Source organism: Haloplanus salinarum, from assembly GCF_024498175.1.
Lineage (GTDB): Archaea > Halobacteriota > Halobacteria > Halobacteriales > Haloferacaceae > Haloplanus > Haloplanus salinarum.
On sequence record NZ_CP101823.1, the window covers coordinates 2,911,144 to 2,928,129 of the forward strand.

Consider the following 16,986-nt stretch of genomic DNA (forward strand, 5'->3'; position numbering starts at 1 on the left):
GTCGATACGACGGCGGTCACGGCGCCGAGACGGGTGGACGGGGCGTCGAAAGGCGTTCGCAGAGTATTAGAGGGTGGGCGGCGGAACGGGGAGCATGCACGTAGCCGACGCGATGACGCCCCGCGCGGACGTCGTGACGGTCGAACTCCCGGGGACCCGGGACGACGCCCTCGAATATCTGCAGGAGCGGGGCTTCTCGTCGATTCCCGTCGTCAAGCCGACGGACGACGGCGAAGCGTACCGCGGCCTGGTCTCGCGGGACGACCTCATCGAGAACCCGGACGAGGACCAGCTCGCGCTGTTGATGCGGGAGGTACCGACGACGACGGCGGACGCCGACCTCGTCGAGGTGGCCCGCATGATGGTCGCCGAGGACGCCCGGCGGATCCCCGTCGTCGACGGGGAGCTCGAGGGGATCCTCACCGTGACCGACGTGGTCCGGGCCATCGCCCGGGGGGACGTGGACGGCGGGACGAACGTCGATGCGCTGGCGTCCCGGGACGTGAACGCCGTCTACCACGCGACGCCGCTGCCGGTCGCCGAACGGGAGATCAACTACGCGAACGTCCCCTACGCGGTCGTCCTCGACGACGACGGCGAGATGACGGGCATGCTGACCGAGGTGGACATCATCGAGGTGGCCCGCGTCGTCGAGGGCGAGGACGACACCGGCGAGAGCATCGCCAACCAGGACGACGAGTGGATGTGGGAGGGGATCAAGGCCGTCGGCAACCGCTACTACCCCACCCGGAACGTCGAGATCCCGCGCGAGCCCGTCAGCACCTTCATGACCGACGACCTGGTGACGGTGTCGGGACACCGGACGGCCAAGGAGGTGGCCCGCGTCCTGCTCTCGAACGACGTCGAACAGGTGCCGCTGGTCGACGGCAGCGCGCTCGTCGGCATCGTCCGGGACGTCGACCTGCTGGAGGGCGTATGAGCGACGCGCGAGCCATCACCGAACTCGCGAAGCGCCGCGGCTTCTTCTTCGGGGCGAACGAGTCGTACGGCGGCGTCGCCGGGTTCTACACCTTCGGCCCCGAGGGGGCCGCCCTCAAGCGCAACGTCGAGGCGGCGTGGCGGGATCGCTTCACCGTCCGCGAGGGCAACGACGAGATCGAGGCGCCGACGATCATGCCCGAACCGGTCTTCGAGGCCTCGGGCCACCTCGACGGCTTCGACGACATGCTCGTCGAGTGTGGCGAGTGCGGCGAGAGCCACCGCGCCGACCACCTGGTCGAGGACGCGAGCGACGTCGAGGAGGCCGAGAGCCTGCCGATTCCCGAGGTCGAGGAGCTCGTCGCCGAGTACGAGATCGCCTGCCCGTCATGCGGTGCGGCGCTGGCCGGGCGCTCGATCGAGGAGTTCAACCTCATGTTCGCGACGGCCATCGGCCCCGGGAGCGGCCAGCCCGGCTACCTCCGCCCCGAGACGGCCCAGGGCATCTTCGTCGAGTTCCCCCGCCTGAAGGAGTACGCGCGCAACAAACTCCCGTTCGGCGTCACCCAGATCGGCCGGGCCTACCGCAACGAGATCAGCCCCCGCAAGGGCATCGTCCGAACCCGCGAGTTCACGCAGGCTGAGTTGGAGCAGTTCGTCGATCCCGACGACGACGACCCGCCCCTCGACCGCGTCGCGGACGTGTCGCTGCGGCTCTACCCCGCCGACGAACAGGAGGACCCCGATGGCGAGTACGTCGAGGCGACGGTCGCCGAGGCCGTCGAGGAGGGAATCGTCGCGAGCGACTGGGTGGCGTACTACCTGGGCGTCGCGCGGGAGTGGTACGACCGGATCGGCGTCGACGGCGACCGGTTTCGCTTCCGTCAGCACCTGCCCGGCGAGCGCGCCCACTACGCCGCGGACTGCTGGGACGCCGAGAGCGAAGTGAGCGGGGCGGCGGGCGACCTCGCCGACCCGACTGCGGGCGACTGGATCGAGATCGCCGGCTTCGCCTACCGCGGCGACTACGACCTCTCGAAACACGCCGAACACGCCGACGACGACTTCACGGTCTTCGAGCAGTACGACGAGCCCCGGACCGTCGAGCGGGCGGTCGCCGACCCCGACATGAGCGTCCTCGGCCCCGAGTTCGGCGGGCGGGCCGGCGACGTCGCGGACGCACTCCGTGCCCTCGCCGAGCGCGATCCGTCGGCCTTCGACGGCGACGAGGTGACCGTCGAGGTCGACGGCGAGGCCGTGACCGTCGACAGCGCGGTGGCGAACTTCCGGATCGAGGAGCGGACGGAGGCGGGTGAACACGTCACGCCCCACGTGGTCGAACCCTCCTTCGGCGTCGACCGGACGGTCTACACCCTGATCGCCCACGGCTACGACCACGACCTGATCGACGGCGAGGAGCGCACCTACCTCTCGCTGTCGCCGGAGGTGGCGCCGACGGACGTGGCCGTCTTCCCCCTCGTGAGCGACGGGGCGCTCGAAACCCTCGCCGCGGACGTCGTGGCCGACCTGCGGGCGGCGGGGCTGTCGGTCGCCCACGACGACTCCGGCAACATCGGACGGCGCTACCGCCGGCAGGACGAGGTCGGCACGCCGCTGTCGGTGACCGTCGACCACGAGAGCGTCGAGGAGACGCCCGCCACGGTGACGGTCCGCGACCGGGACACAACCGCACAGGTACGGGTCCCGGTCGACGAACTCGCGACGGAACTGGAGCGGGTCCTCGAGAGCGGCGGGAGCTTCGACGCCCTGCTCGCGGACTACGACCGGGTCGAGACGGACGTCACGCGCACCTGAGGATGGGCGGGGAACTCCGGCGGCGCGCCGTCCACGCCAGCGGCGTCGGCTTCCCGGCGCTGTACCTGCTGGACCTCGCGGCGTGGCGGACCGTCGGCTACCTCCTCGTCGTCGGCTCCGCCGTCGCCGCGATACTGGAGGCGGTGCGGCTCCTGATCGGCCTGGACTGGGCCGTCTACGAGACGCTCACCCGGGAGTACGAACGGGACAACGTCGCCGGCTACGCCCTCTACATGTTCAGCATGACCGCCGTCGCGTGGGTCTTCGACCCGCCGGTCGCGGTCCCCGGGATGCTCATGCTCGCGCTCGGCGATCCGGTGAGCGGCCTCCTCGGCTCGAACGAGGCGGGGCGGGCCAAACGCGCCGGGGTCGTCGCCGCCATGTTCGCCGTCTGCTTCGCGCTCGGGACGCTCGTGTTGGTCCGGACGGTGGCGCCCCCGACGGCGGCCCTGGCCGCGGCCGTCGGCGCGGCGGGCGCCACCGTCGCCGACGGCTACACCCCCGTCGTCGCCGGCTACGTCGTCGACGACAACATCACCATCCCCCCGGCCGCCTGCCTGGGGATCTGGCTCGTCCTGCGGTTCGGCGCGTAGGGCCCCCACCGTGGGCCGCCGCCCTGCACGCACACCATTATACACCTTAGAAAAGATAATATGACGAATAGATAGAGTTATATGTGGACGTTCGAATTTCGAGTACGGATACAGATGGAGAACGTGAACTTCTCTTGGCCTTCCGGTGCCCGTTCGTTTGGAGACAGCGACGGTTCCGAGGCGAACCGGTCGAAACGCGCGGTCGGCGTGTCGCCGAGGGGGCGGTGAGCCGCGATGTACGACGAGGAGATGGCGGACATCGGCGACGCGGCGGCGGCACAGATCGAGTTGATCGAGAAGCGTCTTCCGGCGTATCTCGTCCACGCGGCGATGGCGGGGGCGTACATCGGCATCGCCATCGTTCTGGTCTTCGTGCTGGGGACGGGGCTGCTGGGGACGGTCTTCGAACCGCTCAGCGGCATCCTGATGGCCGCGACCTTCGGGCTCGCCCTCAGTCTCGTGCTCATCGCCGGCTCCGAGCTGTTCACCGGGAACGCGATGATCATGGGCGTCGGCGCGCTGTCGGGGCGGACCGACTGGGGCGACCTCGGCAGGGTGTGGACGTACTCGTGGGTCGGCAACCTCTTCGGCTCCGTCCTCGTGGCGGCGATGGCCGTCTACGGTGGGGTGTTCGCCGACTCGTCGCTCGTCGTCGACGTTGCGGCGAACAAGATGACACTGTCGCCGCTGGAGCTGTTCATCCAGGCGGTGTTCTGCAACTGGCTCGTCGTGTTGGCCGTCTGGTGTAACTTCCGGCTGGAGAACGCCGTCGCGAAACTCGTGATGGTCTGGTGGTGTCTGTTGGCGTTCATCGGGGCGGGGTTCGAACACAGCGTCGCCAACATGACCGTCCTGACGCTCGCGAACCTCCTGCCGCACTCCACGGCGGCGGTGTCCTGGAGCGGGTGGCTCTACAACATCTCCATCGTCACCGCCGGCAACGCCTTCGCCGGCGTCGTCATGATGGGCGGTGCCTACTGGTACATCAGCGAGTCCTACAAGCTCGAACTGCCGAGCGGTTCGACGTCGGTGTCGACGTTCAGTAGCGCCGACGACGACTGATCCGTCTTCGGCGCGCACCGCGCACGCATCGCCGGTCCCGAACCGGCGGGCGAACCGCGTTCGGATCGCAAATACGATGAACGTACGTCGAACTGAGTCGGTTTTTCTGGACAGAATACAACCTTATATCCCGGGTATTCCATAATAAACCGGACATCCATCCGTCGAGATGGCCCCTAATACAAGAATATAAACGGTTATGCTTATACATCGCCATCAACAGATACTCTCCTGTGCGAAATATTGAATCTTCAGGCCGTAACACACGTGAATTTGGACGAACTCCGAACTTCGGTGGTCGCGATGAGTAGCAAGAAGGAGACGTGGAAGGAGGGGATGTACGGCGACGAGGTCCGCGAGAAGCTCCTGGAGTTCGCCGAGAGAGGGTGGGAGTCCATCCCCGAGGACGAACGCGACATGTGGTTCTCCCGGTTCAAGTTCTGGGGGGTCTTCCACCAGCGGAGCGGGCAGGAGAGCTACTTCATGCTGCGGCTGACGAACGCGAACGGACAGCTGAACGCCGAACAGCTCCGGGCTATCGGCGAGGTGGCTCGGGACTACGCCACCGGCCCGGTCGAGAACCCCGAGTTCGGCGACGCCTGGATCGATCTGACGACCAGACAGTCGATCCAACTGCACTGGATCAACCTGGAGGACGTCCCGGCCATCTGGGAGAAGCTGGAGTCCGTGGGCGTGACGACGCGGTCCTCGGGCGGCGACACGATGCGCAACATCGTCGGCTGTCCGGTCGCGGGGAAAGACGAGGAGCAGGTGATCGAGACGCAGTCGCTGCTGGAGCGCCTCCAGGAGGACCTCCGTGGCGACGACGAGCTCGCGAACATGCCCCGGAAGTTCAACATCAGCGTCACGGGCTGTCGCGAGGGGTGTGCCCAGGACGCGATCAACGGTATCGGCCTCGAACCCGCCGAGAAGGAGATAGCGGGCGAGGTCGTGACGGGGTTCAACGTCCGGATCGGCGGCGGCCTCGGCGGGCGCGAACCCCGCAAGGCCCGGGACCTCGACGTGTTCGTCACGCGGGAGAACGCCTACCACGTGATCCGCGGGTTCGTGGAACTGTACTACGAGCACGGGCGCCGTGACAACAGACAGAAAAACCGGAGCCGGTTTTTCGTCGACGACGAGGGGACGGCGGCCATCCGGGAACGCCTGCAGGAGGAGTACGTCGACGTCGACCTCCGGCGGGCGGGGCGGAACGTCCGCGAGGAGTACACCTACAACGCGGGGCGGCCCCCCGAGGCGGGGAAATCCGACCACGTGGGCGTCCACGACCAGCCCGACGGGCGGAAGTACGTCGGCCTGAGCGTCCCCGTCGGGCGGATGACCGCCCGGGAGACCATCGCGCTCGCCGACGTGGCCGAGGCGTACGGCTCCGGGAAGATCCGGCTCACCCGTCGGCAGAACCCGCTCATCATGGACGTCGAGGAGGAAGCCCTCGAGGACCTGCTGGCCGAACCGCTCCTCGAGACCCACCAGCCGAACCCGACGCCGTTCGACCGCGGCGGGATGGCCTGTACGGGTACGGAGTTCTGTGACATCGCGCTGACGGAGACGAAACTGCGCCTGACGCGGATCCTCCGCTGGCTCAACGCGAACGTCGAGGTGCCGGACGACGTGGAGACGATCAAGATCCACTACTCCGGCTGTACCGCCGACTGCGGGCACGCCTACACCGCCGACATCGGGTTGCAGGGGATGCGCGCCCAGAAGGACGGCGACATCGTCGAGGCGCTCGACATCGGCGTCGGTGGCGGCCTCGGTCCCCATCCCGGCTTCGTCGAGTGGGTCAGCCAGCGGGTGCCCGCCGACGAGGTGCCGGGCGCCATCCGGAGTCTGATCGGTGCGTTCGCGGCCCACCGCGAGGAGGGGCAGACCTTCCGCGAGTGGGTGGAGTCGTTCGGCACCGAGTCGGTCGTCGACCTCTGTGAGCCGACCGAGACCACCTACGAGGATCCGTACATGCACGACGCCAAGCAGACGTGGTACCCGTTCGCGGAGGGGGAGAGTCCGGCACCGACCACCGTCGATGACGTGCCGATCACCTCGGACTGACCGATGCCCATCAGACTGCTCGACGTGACCGCGTACACGACGTTCGACTTCGTGTCGGGAAAGGCCGTCGGCCCGGACTGGAGCGACGCGTCCGCGGCCGTCGTCGACGTGGACCGCCCCGACGAGGCGCCGGGGACCGTCAGGCTCCGGATGGAGTTCGACGGGTCGGATCTGGAACACGTCGCCCCCCACGCGGACCACCTGTCGTTGTCGCCGGAGCAGGCCCGGGGCCTCGCGGCCGAACTGGAACGCAAGGCGGCGAACGCCGAGGCCGGCGAGGACGTCCCGGGAGGGCGCGGCCGATGACCGACGCCGTCGGCGGGGGGCGAAGGATGCAGCCCGGAACGGTGTCCCTCGTCGGCGCAGGGCCGGGCGATCCGGACCTCCTGACGGTGAAGGCAAGGCGGCTCCTCGAGGACGCCGACGCCGTGCTCTACGACTCGCTCGTGAGCGAGGCGATCCGCGACCTGCCGCCGGCGTCGGTCGAGCGGATCGACGTCGGGAAGCGGGGCGACGGCGAGCGGACGACACAGGCTGCGATCAACGACCTGCTGGTCCGGCGGGCGGCCGCCGGCGACGACCTGGTGCGGCTCAAAAGCGGCGACCCCTACGTGTTCGGTCGGGGCGGCGAGGAGGCCGAACACCTCGCGGCGGCGGGGATTCCGTTCGAGGTGGTGCCGGGGATCACCAGCGCCGTCGCCGGGCCGAGCCTGATCGGCGTCCCGGCGACCCACCGCGACCACGCGTCCAGCCTGACGGTCGTGACGGGTCACGAGGACCCGACCAAAGAGGAGGGCGCCCTCGACTGGGACGCCCTCGCCCGGTCGGTGTCCGCCGGCGGGACGCTGGTGATCCTCATGGGCGTCGGCCGCCTCCCCGACAACGTGGCGGCGCTCCGCGCGGGCGGCGTCGCCCCCGACACGCCCGTCGCCATGGTCGAACGCGCCTCCAGACCCGACGAGTTCGCCGTCACCGGAACGCTCGACACCATCACCGACCGCGCCCAGGGGGTGGGGATCGATCCCCCGGCCGTCACCGTCGTCGGCGACGTGGTGTCGGTCCGCGACCGGGTGGCCGACGCCCTGCGGGCGGCCGGAACCGTCCGTTCCGCCGACGCCGTCGACGACCCGGCGGTTCCGACGGAGTGACGCCGGCGGTTCGCAAGGTATTAGTACCGAGACGGGCTGTATTCCGACAATGGACCGGACGGAGTCCCGTACGTCCGAACCCGTCTGCCCCACGTCCGCAGTCCGCCGACCGCGACGACTGGGCCGTTAGGCCCACCTACTACACTTCTCCAGTCCCGCGTTCCGATTTCCAGACATCGCGTCCGTGAGCGCCCCGTTTCTCATTTAATTTCGATAATAAAAACGCAGAATATAAGTCCGACAAGGGCGAAGTCGCCGGTAATGACACGTGTGGCACTCGCGTTCTCCGGCGGACTCGACACGACAGTATGCGTCCCGCTCCTGGAGGAGGAGTGGGGGTACGACGAAGTCGTCGGCGTCACGGTCGACGTCGGCCAGCCCGAAGCGGAGTTCGCCGAGGCCGAGGAGACGGCCGAGGCGCTCGGCCTGGAACAGTACGTCGTGGACGCCAAGGCGGAGTTCGCGTCGGTGTGTCTCGACTCCGTCCGGGCGAACGCCACCTACCAGGGCTACCCGCTCGGGACGGCACTCGCGCGGCCGGTCATCGCCGAGGCCATCCTCGACGTGGCCCAGGAACACGACTGTGACGCCGTGGCCCACGGCTGTACGGGGAAGGGCAACGACCAGTTGCGGTTCGAGGCCGTGTGGCGCGCCTCCGACCTCGACGTCATCGCGCCCGTGCGCGAACTCGGCCTGACCCGCGAGTGGGAGATCGAGTACGCCGACGAGAAGGACCTGCCGGTCGAGGCCGGCAACGAGGGCGTCTGGAGCATCGACACGAACCTCTGGAGCCGGTCGATCGAGGGCGGCGACCTCGAACAGCCCGGTCACGTCCCGGGCGAGGAGATTTACGACTGGACGCGCTCGCCCGCGGGCGACAGCGAGGAAGTCGAGATCACCTTCGAGGACGGCTACCCCGTCGCCGTCGACGGCGAGGAGATGGACCCCGTCGCGCTCATCGACCACCTCAACGAGGTGGCCGGCGAGTACGGCGTCGGCCGCACCGACATGATGGAGGATCGGATGCTCGGGCTGAAGGTACGCGAGAACTACGAGCATCCGGCGGCGACGACGCTCCTGAACGCCCACGAGACCCTGGAGAGCCTGGTGCTCACGAAAGAGGAGCGCGACTTCAAGAAACTCGTCGACGACGAGTGGTCCCAGAAGGGCTACGAGGGGCTGGTCGACGCGCCCCTGATGGGGGCACTCGAGGGCTTCATCGACGAGACCCAGACCCGCGTCACCGGCACGGTGACGATCCGGTTCGAGGGCGGGCAGGCCCGCCCGGTCGGCCGGGACAGCGAGTACGCCGTCTACGACGAGTCCTTCGCCTCCTTCAACACGGAGGACGTGGGCGACATCACGCAGAACGACGCGACGGGCGTGGCGAAGTACCACGGCTTCCAGGAGCGCATGGCGGCGAAGGTACTGGCGAAGGTCAAAGGCGAGGGAACCGAAGCGGTGACCGACGGCGCGGACTGGAGCGAGGAGTGATGCACGTCGGCCTGCTGTACTCGCGGATCAGGCGGGACGAGAAGCTCCTGCTCTCGGAGCTTCGGGACCGCGACCACGAGGTGACGAAAATCGACGTCCGGAAGGAGCGGTTCAACATCGGCGACGCGCCCGAGACGTTCGACGACATCGACATCGCGGTCGACCGGTGTCTGGCGACGAGCCGGAGCCGCTACGTGACGCGCTTCCTGGACGCCTACGGCGTGCCCGTGGTCAACGCGGCCGACACCGCGGAGCTGTGTGCCGACAAGGTGAAAAACAGCCTCGTCCTGGAGGCCGCGGGCGTGCCGACGCCCAACACCGACGTCGCCTTCACCACCGACAGCGCCCTCGAATCCATCGAGGACTTCGGCTACCCCTGCGTGCTCAAGCCGGTGATCGGGTCGTGGGGCCGCCTGATGGCCAAGGTGGACTCCCGGAGCGCCGCCGAGGCCATCCTCGAACACAAGGCCACCCTCGGCCACTACGAACACAAGGTGTTCTACATCCAGGAGTTCGTCGAGAAGCCGGGGCGGGACATCCGCGTCGTCGCCACCGACGGCGAGCCCGTCGCGGCGATGACCCGCAGTTCCGACCACTGGCTGACCAACGCCGCGAAGGGCGGCGAGGTCAACGAGTTCGAAATCGACGACGAGGTGGCCGACCTCGTGAAGCGGGCCTCCGACGCCGTCGGCGGCGGGTTGCTGGGCGTCGACCTCATGGAGACGGGCGACTCCTACACCGTCCACGAGGTGAACCACACGGTGGAGTTCAAGGCGCTCGACTCCTGTGTCGACTTCGACGTGCCCGCGGCCATCGTCGACTGGCTGGAGGGGAAGGCCCGGCAGGAGGCGACGGCATGAGCTACACCGCGAGCGTCGTCGGCGGCAGCGGCTTCACTGGCGGCGAACTCCTCCGCCTGCTCGACGGCCACCCGGAGTTCGAGGTTGTCCAGGCGACCAGCCGGAGCTACGAGCGCAAGACGGTGGGCCACCAGCACCCCAACCTCCGGGGGATGGACCTCCGGTTTACCGACCCGTCGGAACTCGAACCCGTCGACGTGCTCTTCGCGGCGACGCCCCACGGCGTCTCGATGGAGCGCATCGACGCTTTCCGGGACGCCGCCGACACCGTGGTGGACCTGAGCGCGGACTTCCGGCTGGGGAGCGAGACGCAGTACGACGAGTGGTACGACGGCCACGACCGGCCGGAGCTACTGGCCGACGCCGAGTACGCCCTGCCGGAGCTCAACCGCGAGAACCTCCCCGGCGCCGACCTGATCGCCTCCGGTGGCTGTAACGCGACGGCGACCATCCTGGGACTGAAGCCCCTCTTCGACGCGGGCGTCCTCTCGGGCGACGAGGACGTCGTCGTCGACGTGAAGGTCGGCTCCTCGGAGGGCGGTGCGGGCGGCGGCGCGGCCTCCTCGCACCCCGAGCGGTCCGGCATCGTCCGCCCGTACGCCCCGACGAGCCACCGTCACGAGGCCGAAATCGAGGAGTTCCTCGGACTCTCCGTGTCCTTTACCGTCCACGCGGTCGACATGACCCGCGGCGCGGCCGCGACCTGTCACGTCTTCCCGGACGGGCCGGTGGGGAAGAAGGACATGTGGAGCGCCTACCGCGAGAGCTACGGCGACGAGCCGTTCATGCGCACCGTCGCCGGCGGTGGCGGCGTCTACCGCTACCCCGAACCGAAGGCGGTCGCCGGTACCAACTACGGCGAGGTCGGGTTCGAGATCGACCCCGGGAACGAACGGGTGGTGGTGTTCTCCGCCATCGACAACATGATGAAGGGCTCGGCCGGACAGGCGGTTCACGCCGCGAACGTCGCCCTCGGAATCGAGGAGACCGCAGGGCTAGCGTTCCAGGGACTCCACCCCGTGGGCGCGCCATGACTTCAGAAAGACGTTCCTGCTCGCGGGCTCACGGCGCCGCCGTTCGCCGCTCCGCGGGCTGCGCCTTCCAGCGTCACGCGAGCCACCGGAGGTGCCTCGCGTGACCGTCGTCGTCAAGATCGGGGGTGCGAAGGCGGTCGATCCGGCCGGCGCCGTCGCCGACGTGGCCGACCTGGTCGAGACGGGCGAACCCGTCGCCGTCGTCCACGGCGGCTCCACGGCGGTCGACGACCTGCTGGATCGCCTCGACATCGACCCGACGTACGTCGAGACGCCGGACGGCGTGGTCGGCCGCTTCACCGACGAGGCGACCATGGAGGCGTTCACGATGGCGATGGGCAAAGTCAACACCGACCTCGTCGCGGCGTTCCGCGCGGCGGGCGTCGACGCCGTCGGCCTCTCGGGGGTCGACGGCGGCCTGCTCACGGGCGCCCGGAAGTCCGCAGTGCGGGTGGTGGAGGACGGCAAGAAGAAGATCAAGCGCGGCGACCACTCGGGGCGGATCGAGTCGGTGAACGCCGGCCTGCTGGAGTCGCTGCTTGGCGAGGGATACACGCCCGTCGCGGGCCCGCCGATGCTCGCCGACGACGGCGTGGCGGTGAACACGGACGCCGACCGGGCGGCCGCGGCCGTCGCGGGCGCGCTCGGCGCTCGGCTGGTCGTCCTCACGGACGTCGCGGGCGTGTACGCCGACCCCGACGACCCGTCGACGCTGATCGACTCGGTGACCACCCCCGCGGAGTACGACGCGCTGACCGACGCCGCGGAGGGGTTCATGACCAAGAAGGTGATGGCCGCGACGGAGGCCCTCGAATCGGGGGCGTCCGAGGTGGTCGTCGCCGACGCCAACGCCGACGCGCCCGTGACGGACGCGCTCGGCGACGGCGGGACACATATCCACGCGAGCGCACTGGAGAATACATGAGCGGATTCGTCTTTTCGGAGAAGCCGATCGGGATCGAACGCGGCGAGGGGGCGACCCTCTACGCCGACGACGGGACCGAATACCTCGACTTCGGCGCGAGTTACGCCGTCGCGGCCGTGGGTCACTGTCACCCGCGGGTCGTCGACGCCGTGAAATCGCAGGCCGAGGACCTGCTGTACGTCCAGGCATCGTATCCGGTCGAGGCCCGGACGACGCTGTACGAGAAGCTGGCGACGGTGTCGCCGCCCGGCCTCGACAACGTCTGGCTGTGCAACTCGGGCACCGAGGCCAACGAGGCGGCGATGAAGTTCGCCCGCAACGCCACCGGGCGGGAAAAGATCGTCGCCACCCGCCGTGGCTTCCACGGCCGGACGCTCGGCGCCCTCGCGATGACCTGGAAGGACAAGTACAAGAAGCCGTTCGAACCGCTCGCGGGCGGGATCGAGTTCGTCACCTACGGCGACGGCGAGGAACTCGCCGAGGCGGTCGACGAGGAGACGGCGGCGGTCTTCCTGGAGCCCATCCAGGGCGAGGGCGGCATCCACCCTGCCCCCCCGTCGTACCTGAAGCGGGCACGCTCGGTTACGCGGAAGGCCGGCGCCGCCCTCGTCTTCGACGAGATCCAGACCGGCGTCGGCCGCACCGGAACGCTGTGGGCCTGCGACCGCGCGGACGTCGCTCCCGACATCCTCACGACCGCGAAGGGGGTCGCCAGCGGCCTGCCGCTCGGCGCGACGGTCTGTGCGGACTGGATCGCCGACGCCGACCCCGAACACGGGTCGACGTTCAGCGGCAGCCCCGTCGTCTGTGCGGCCGCCAACGCCACCCTCGACGTCGTCGTCGAGGAGGACCTCCCGACCCACGCCGCGGACGTGGGGAGCTACCTGATGGAGTCGATCGAGGCAGCGGACCTCCCGGTCCGTGACGTCAGGGGCGAGGGGCTGATGATCGGCGTCGAGGTGAAGCGGGGGTCGAACCGCCTCCTGCGGGACCTGGCGCTGGAGGAGGGGATCCTCGCGCTCCCGGCCGGGCGGACCGTCCTCCGGCTGTTGCCGCCGCTGATCGTCGAGGAGGACCACGCCGATCGGATGGTCGAGGCCCTGGAGGCGGTACTGTGACCGTGAGCGAGACCGACGGGACCGAACTGACCGCGGCCCAACGGCTCCTCGTCGACCTAGTCGAGATCCCGTCGCCCTCGGGCGAGGAGGAGGCCGCGGCCCGGCGCCTCGTCGACTTCTTCGAGGCCCACGGCCGCGAGGTTCGGATCGACGAGGTGGGCAACGTCCACGCCCCGGGGGACGACGCCGTCCTCCTGACCTCCCACATCGACACGGTGCCGGGTGACATCCCGGTCGAGGTCACGTCGACGGACGGCGAGCCGGCGCTGTGGGGGCGCGGGAGCGTCGACGCGACCGGGTCGCTGGCGGCGATGGCCGTCGCGGCCGTCGAGACGGGCGTGAGCTTCCTCGGCGTCGTCGGCGAGGAGGTCGACTCCCGGGGCGCCCGACACGTGATCGAGAGCGACCGGCCGGAACCCGGCGCGGTCGTCAACGGCGAGCCGAGCGGCTGGACGGGCATCACCCTCGGCTACCGCGGCCTGCTGGCGGGGACGTACGTCGCCACCAGCGAGTCGGGCCACACCTCGCGCCCGGAGAACAACGCGATCCAGGACGCGATGGACTGGTGGTCGCGGGTCGAGGCGGAGTTCGACCCCGACGAGTATCTGCCCGTCTTCGAGCGGGTCACCTGCAAGCCCACGTCGTTCGAGGGGGGCGCCAGCGTCGACGGCCTCTCAGTCGAGGCGACGATGGAGATCCAGCTCCGGGTTCCACCGAAGTACACCGTCGACGACGTCCGCGAGATGGCCGACGGCCAACTCGACGCGGGCACCGTCCACTGGTACGACCGGGTCCCGCCGGTGATGGAGAGCCCGCGGACGCCCGTGGCGCGGGCGTTTCGGGCGGCCATCCGTGAGGCCGGCGGCGATCCGCGGCTCCTGCGCAAGACCGGGACGGCCGACATGAACGTCTTCGCGTCGGCGTGGGACTGCCCCATGGTCACCTACGGTCCCGGCGACTCGGACCTCGATCACGCGCCCGACGAACACCTTCCGCTCTCCGAGTACGACCGGTCGGTCGACGTGTTGCTCGACGTCTGCGAGCGGCTCACGGAGGGAGAGGCATGAGTGTCGAGACGACCGACCTGCTGGACGTGGACGACCTCACGGCCGCGGAACTGGAGACGGTGCTCGACCGCGCGGCGGCGATCAAGGCCGGCGAGGACGACACCGACCTCTGCCGGCGGACGCTCGCGATGGTGTTCGAGAAGCCGAGCACACGCACCCGCACCTCCTTCGAGACGGCGATGACGCGGCTCGGCGGCCACGCCATCTTCCTCGGCCCGGACGACATCCACCTCGGGCGGGGGGAGCCGGTGAAAGACACCGCCCGCGCGCTCGCGGGCTACGCCGACGCCATCATGGCGCGGCTGTTCGATCACGCGGACGCGGCGGAACTGGCGGCGTACGCCGACGTGCCCGTCGTCAACGGGTTGACCGACGACGCCCACCCCTGTCAGACGCTCGCGGACCTGCTGACGATCCGCGAGGCGTTCGGCGGGTTCGACGACGTGACCGTCGCCTGGATCGGCGACGGCAACAACGTCGCCCAGTCCTTCGTCCTCGGGGCGGCACTCGCCGACTTGGAGTGTACCGTCACGACCCCGCCGTCCTACGGCGTCGACGCGGGCGTGATGGACCGCGCGGCCGAACTCGGGACCGCGCCGACGGTCGTCGACGACCCCGAGACGGCCGTCGCCGACGCCGACGTCGTCTACACCGACGTGTGGGTGTCGATGGGCGAGGAGGACGTCCGCGAGGAGAAACTGTCGGCCTTCGAGGGCTACCAGGTGAACGCGGACCTGCTCGCCGGACACGACGCCAAGGTGATGCACTGCCTGCCCGCCCACCGCGGGGAGGAGATCACCGACGACGTCATCGAGAGCGACCGCGAGTTGATCTGGCAGCAGGCGGAGAACCGCCTGCACGCACAAGCCGGCCTGTTGGTCGAACTGCTCGACTAGCCGATCCCCGGCGACACGACGAATAGTCAACTGTCCAACCCTTGTCCTGTGTACCCCGTCGACATAACTCCGGCGGCGACGTGTGTCTCCCGCGTCCGATCCCCGAACGGGGTTGTTCCCGCTCGTTCTGTGGTGTGACATGGCAACACAGACCGAAAGCGCGACCGGAACCGGCGAACTGGACGGCAACTGGCGGGCGGGCGTCATCGGCGGGGTCGCCGGGGCGCTGGTCATGGGGGCGCTCGTCCTCGCGATGAACGCCCCGACGCTGGCGGTCGCGATACCGTCGCTGTACACGCTGGCGCCGCCGCCGAGTCCGGGACTCGGCATGGTGGTCCACGTCTCCCACGGGGCGGTGCTGGGTGTGGTCTTCGCGGCGCTGGTCGACATGAGCGGCGTGCGGACACCGACGAAGCGGGTCGGCCTCGGCATCGCGTGGGGCGTCGCGACGTGGATCGGTCTCGCGGCCCTAGTCATGCCGCTCTGGTTGAGCGCGGTCGGCTCCCCCGCGTCGCCACCGTTCCCCAACTTCGCGCCGCCGTCGCTCCTGTGGCACGCCGTCTACGGGGCCGTCCTCGGCGCCGTCTACGTGGCGACCGAGGACGCGGTGTAGACTGTCAGTCCCAGTCGTCGAGGGCGTCCTCGATAGCGGCGACGGTCCGTTCGAGTTCGTCGCGGGGGATGGTCAGCGGCGGCTGGAACCGGAGGACGTTCGAGTGGAAGCCACCGACGCCGATCACGATGCCCGCCTCGCGGAGGTGGTGACCGACGTGTTTCGCGAGTTTCGGATCGGGCGCGGGCGCGACGTCCATCGGGCCGGTGTCCGAGGGGTCGACGAGTTCGACCCCCTGCATCAGCCCGAGGCCGCGGGTCTCGCCGACGACGTCGTACGCCTCCAGGTCGGCGAGGCGGTCGCTCAGCCACGCCCCCCGTTCGCGGGCGTCGTCGACGATACCGCCCTGTAGCTCCTCGATGGTCGCGAGGGCCGCCGCACAGGCGACGGGGTTGCCGCCGAACGTCGAGAGGTGATCGCCGGACTCGAAGGCGTCGGCGATCTCCGGGCGAGCGGTGAAGGCCCCCAGCGGGAGGCCGTTGGCGATCCCCTTCGCCTGGGGCATGATGTCGGGCACGACGTCGAAGTGGTCCGACGCCCACAGCTCGCCGGTGCGGCCGTAGCCGGACTGGACCTCGTCGACGATCAACAGGGCGCCGTGGTCGTGGGCGATCTCCTGCACCCGGGAGAGCCACCCCTCCGGCGGGACGATGATGCCGCCCTCGCCCATCACCGGTTCGACGACCACCGCCGCGAGGTCGTCGGCGGTGTGCGTGTCGATGACACGTTCGACGTCCTCGGCACAGGCACACGAACAGGGACCGCCGTCGCACAGCTGACACCGGTAGGCGTAGGGCGGCGCGACGTGGGCGACGTCGTTGATCGTCGGCGCCATGTCGGATTTGTAGGCCTTGTTGCCGGTCAGCGCGAGGCTGCCGAGGGTCCGGCCGTGGAACGACATCTCCAGGGCCAGCACTTCCTTGTTGCCGGTGTACTTGCGGGCGAGTTTGATCGCGCCCTCGACGGCCTCGGTCCCCGAGTTACAGAAGAAGGATTTCTGCAGGTCCCCCGGCGTCACCTCGGCGAGTTTCTCGCCCAGTTCCGCCGCGGGCTGGTGGGGGTGGACGTACGTACAGCCGTGGACGAACTCGTCGAGTTGCTCCTTGGCGGCCTCGACGACCGCCTCGTTGCCGTGGCCGACGTTCGTCACGGAGATGCCCGAGAAGACGTCCAGATACTCGTTGCCGTCGAAGTCCTCGACGGTCCACCCGTCGGCCCGCCGCACCGGGACGTTCAGCTCCTTCCAGATCGGCATCAGGTACTCCTCGTACTGCGCTTCGACCGTCGCGTTGGTCGTCCTCGATGTGTGCTCCTGTGACATCCGTTACCCGTGGCTATGTGGACGCTTTCCC

General features: G+C 69.3%; 16 protein-coding genes. 15 read left to right on the forward strand and 1 reads right to left on the reverse strand.

Annotated elements, in window-relative coordinates; genetic code table 11:
- The first annotated feature begins 94 nt into the window (after positions 1 to 94).
- The 15 genes from NO364_RS15290 (at position 95) to NO364_RS15360 (ending at position 15,634) form a co-directional block, all read left to right on the forward strand.
- Complete coding sequence (locus NO364_RS15290) at positions 95 to 940, forward strand: CBS domain-containing protein (protein WP_257627962.1); 846 nt, start codon at positions 95 to 97, stop codon at positions 938 to 940.
- Positions 937 to 2,754, forward strand: a complete 1,818-nt coding sequence (gene glyS / locus NO364_RS15295; RefSeq protein ID WP_257627963.1) for a glycine--tRNA ligase — start codon at positions 937 to 939, stop codon at positions 2,752 to 2,754. Before NO364_RS15290 ends, glyS begins: the two co-directional genes overlap by 4 nt.
- A gap of 2 nt (positions 2,755 to 2,756) precedes the next feature.
- Entirely contained in the window at positions 2,757 to 3,347 is a 591-nt protein-coding gene (locus NO364_RS15300; protein ID WP_257627964.1) for a diacylglycerol/polyprenol kinase family protein, read from the forward strand.
- Between the two features lie 234 nt (positions 3,348 to 3,581).
- Positions 3,582 to 4,409 (forward strand): formate/nitrite transporter family protein, encoded by an 828-nt coding sequence (locus NO364_RS15305; RefSeq protein ID WP_157690058.1) that lies wholly within the window; start codon positions 3,582 to 3,584, stop codon positions 4,407 to 4,409.
- A 303-nt stretch (positions 4,410 to 4,712) separates the two neighbouring features.
- A complete protein-coding gene (locus tag NO364_RS15310; RefSeq protein ID WP_257627965.1) occupies positions 4,713 to 6,479 on the forward strand; it encodes a nitrite/sulfite reductase in 1,767 nt (588 codons plus the stop codon).
- 3 nt (positions 6,480 to 6,482) lie between these two features.
- The gene (locus NO364_RS15315; RefSeq protein ID WP_157690056.1) at positions 6,483 to 6,785 is read left to right on the forward strand and encodes a DUF6360 family protein; all 303 of its coding nucleotides are present in this window, start codon (positions 6,483 to 6,485) and stop codon (positions 6,783 to 6,785) included.
- Complete coding sequence (cobA, locus tag NO364_RS15320; protein WP_257627966.1) at positions 6,782 to 7,627, forward strand: uroporphyrinogen-III C-methyltransferase; 846 nt, start codon at positions 6,782 to 6,784, stop codon at positions 7,625 to 7,627. Before NO364_RS15315 ends, cobA begins: the two co-directional genes overlap by 4 nt.
- Before the next feature lie 261 nt (positions 7,628 to 7,888).
- Positions 7,889 to 9,121, forward strand: a complete 1,233-nt coding sequence (locus NO364_RS15325) for an argininosuccinate synthase (protein ID WP_157690054.1) — start codon at positions 7,889 to 7,891, stop codon at positions 9,119 to 9,121.
- Positions 9,121 to 9,981, forward strand: coding sequence for a lysine biosynthesis protein LysX (gene lysX / locus NO364_RS15330; protein ID WP_157690053.1), 861 nt, complete (start codon positions 9,121 to 9,123; stop codon positions 9,979 to 9,981). The genes NO364_RS15325 and lysX overlap by 1 nt, the downstream gene beginning before the upstream one ends.
- Entirely contained in the window at positions 9,978 to 11,015 is a 1,038-nt protein-coding gene (argC, locus tag NO364_RS15335) for an N-acetyl-gamma-glutamyl-phosphate reductase (RefSeq protein WP_157690052.1), read from the forward strand. The genes lysX and argC overlap by 4 nt, the downstream gene beginning before the upstream one ends.
- A gap of 100 nt (positions 11,016 to 11,115) precedes the next feature.
- Positions 11,116 to 11,940, forward strand: a complete 825-nt coding sequence (locus NO364_RS15340; protein WP_157690051.1) for an acetylglutamate/acetylaminoadipate kinase — start codon at positions 11,116 to 11,118, stop codon at positions 11,938 to 11,940.
- Positions 11,937 to 13,058: an aspartate aminotransferase family protein gene (locus tag NO364_RS15345; protein ID WP_257627967.1), complete on the forward strand. Its 1,122-nt coding sequence runs from the start codon at positions 11,937 to 11,939 to the stop codon at positions 13,056 to 13,058. The genes NO364_RS15340 and NO364_RS15345 overlap by 4 nt, the downstream gene beginning before the upstream one ends.
- A 2-nt stretch (positions 13,059 to 13,060) precedes the next feature.
- Positions 13,061 to 14,125: a [LysW]-lysine hydrolase gene (locus tag NO364_RS15350; RefSeq protein WP_157690049.1), complete on the forward strand. Its 1,065-nt coding sequence runs from the start codon at positions 13,061 to 13,063 to the stop codon at positions 14,123 to 14,125.
- The gene (gene argF, locus NO364_RS15355; RefSeq protein ID WP_257627968.1) at positions 14,122 to 15,021 is read left to right on the forward strand and encodes an ornithine carbamoyltransferase; all 900 of its coding nucleotides are present in this window, start codon (positions 14,122 to 14,124) and stop codon (positions 15,019 to 15,021) included. Before NO364_RS15350 ends, argF begins: the two co-directional genes overlap by 4 nt.
- 139 nt (positions 15,022 to 15,160) lie before the next feature.
- Complete coding sequence (locus tag NO364_RS15360) at positions 15,161 to 15,634, forward strand: DUF6789 family protein (RefSeq protein ID WP_257627969.1); 474 nt, start codon at positions 15,161 to 15,163, stop codon at positions 15,632 to 15,634.
- A 4-nt stretch (positions 15,635 to 15,638) separates the two neighbouring features.
- On the opposite strand, the gene NO364_RS15365 is transcribed toward NO364_RS15360, so the two are convergent.
- Complete coding sequence (locus tag NO364_RS15365; protein WP_257627970.1) at positions 15,639 to 16,955, reverse strand: aspartate aminotransferase family protein; 1,317 nt, start codon at positions 16,953 to 16,955, stop codon at positions 15,639 to 15,641.
- Positions 16,956 to 16,986 lie beyond the last annotated feature (31 nt).

What these genes read in the sequence shown, in the direction of transcription:
- NO364_RS15290 (WP_257627962.1), top strand. Translation starts at nt 95, where the DNA reads ATGCACGTAGCCGACGCGATGACGCCCCGCGCGGACGTCGTGACGGTC.
- glyS (WP_257627963.1), top strand. Translation starts at nt 937, where the DNA reads ATGAGCGACGCGCGAGCCATCACCGAACTCGCGAAGCGCCGCGGCTTC.
- NO364_RS15300 (WP_257627964.1), top strand. Translation starts at nt 2,757, where the DNA reads ATGGGCGGGGAACTCCGGCGGCGCGCCGTCCACGCCAGCGGCGTCGGC.
- NO364_RS15305 (WP_157690058.1), top strand. Translation starts at nt 3,582, where the DNA reads ATGTACGACGAGGAGATGGCGGACATCGGCGACGCGGCGGCGGCACAG.
- NO364_RS15310 (WP_257627965.1), top strand. Translation starts at nt 4,713, where the DNA reads ATGAGTAGCAAGAAGGAGACGTGGAAGGAGGGGATGTACGGCGACGAG.
- NO364_RS15315 (WP_157690056.1), top strand. Translation starts at nt 6,483, where the DNA reads ATGCCCATCAGACTGCTCGACGTGACCGCGTACACGACGTTCGACTTC.
- cobA (WP_257627966.1), top strand. Translation starts at nt 6,782, where the DNA reads ATGACCGACGCCGTCGGCGGGGGGCGAAGGATGCAGCCCGGAACGGTG.
- NO364_RS15325 (WP_157690054.1), top strand. Translation starts at nt 7,889, where the DNA reads ATGACACGTGTGGCACTCGCGTTCTCCGGCGGACTCGACACGACAGTA.
- lysX (WP_157690053.1), top strand. Translation starts at nt 9,121, where the DNA reads ATGCACGTCGGCCTGCTGTACTCGCGGATCAGGCGGGACGAGAAGCTC.
- argC (WP_157690052.1), top strand. Translation starts at nt 9,978, where the DNA reads ATGAGCTACACCGCGAGCGTCGTCGGCGGCAGCGGCTTCACTGGCGGC.
- NO364_RS15345 (WP_257627967.1), top strand. Translation starts at nt 11,937, where the DNA reads ATGAGCGGATTCGTCTTTTCGGAGAAGCCGATCGGGATCGAACGCGGC.
- argF (WP_257627968.1), top strand. Translation starts at nt 14,122, where the DNA reads ATGAGTGTCGAGACGACCGACCTGCTGGACGTGGACGACCTCACGGCC.
- NO364_RS15360 (WP_257627969.1), top strand. Translation starts at nt 15,161, where the DNA reads ATGGCAACACAGACCGAAAGCGCGACCGGAACCGGCGAACTGGACGGC.
- NO364_RS15365 (WP_257627970.1), bottom strand. Translation starts at nt 16,955, where the DNA reads ATGTCACAGGAGCACACATCGAGGACGACCAACGCGACGGTCGAAGCG.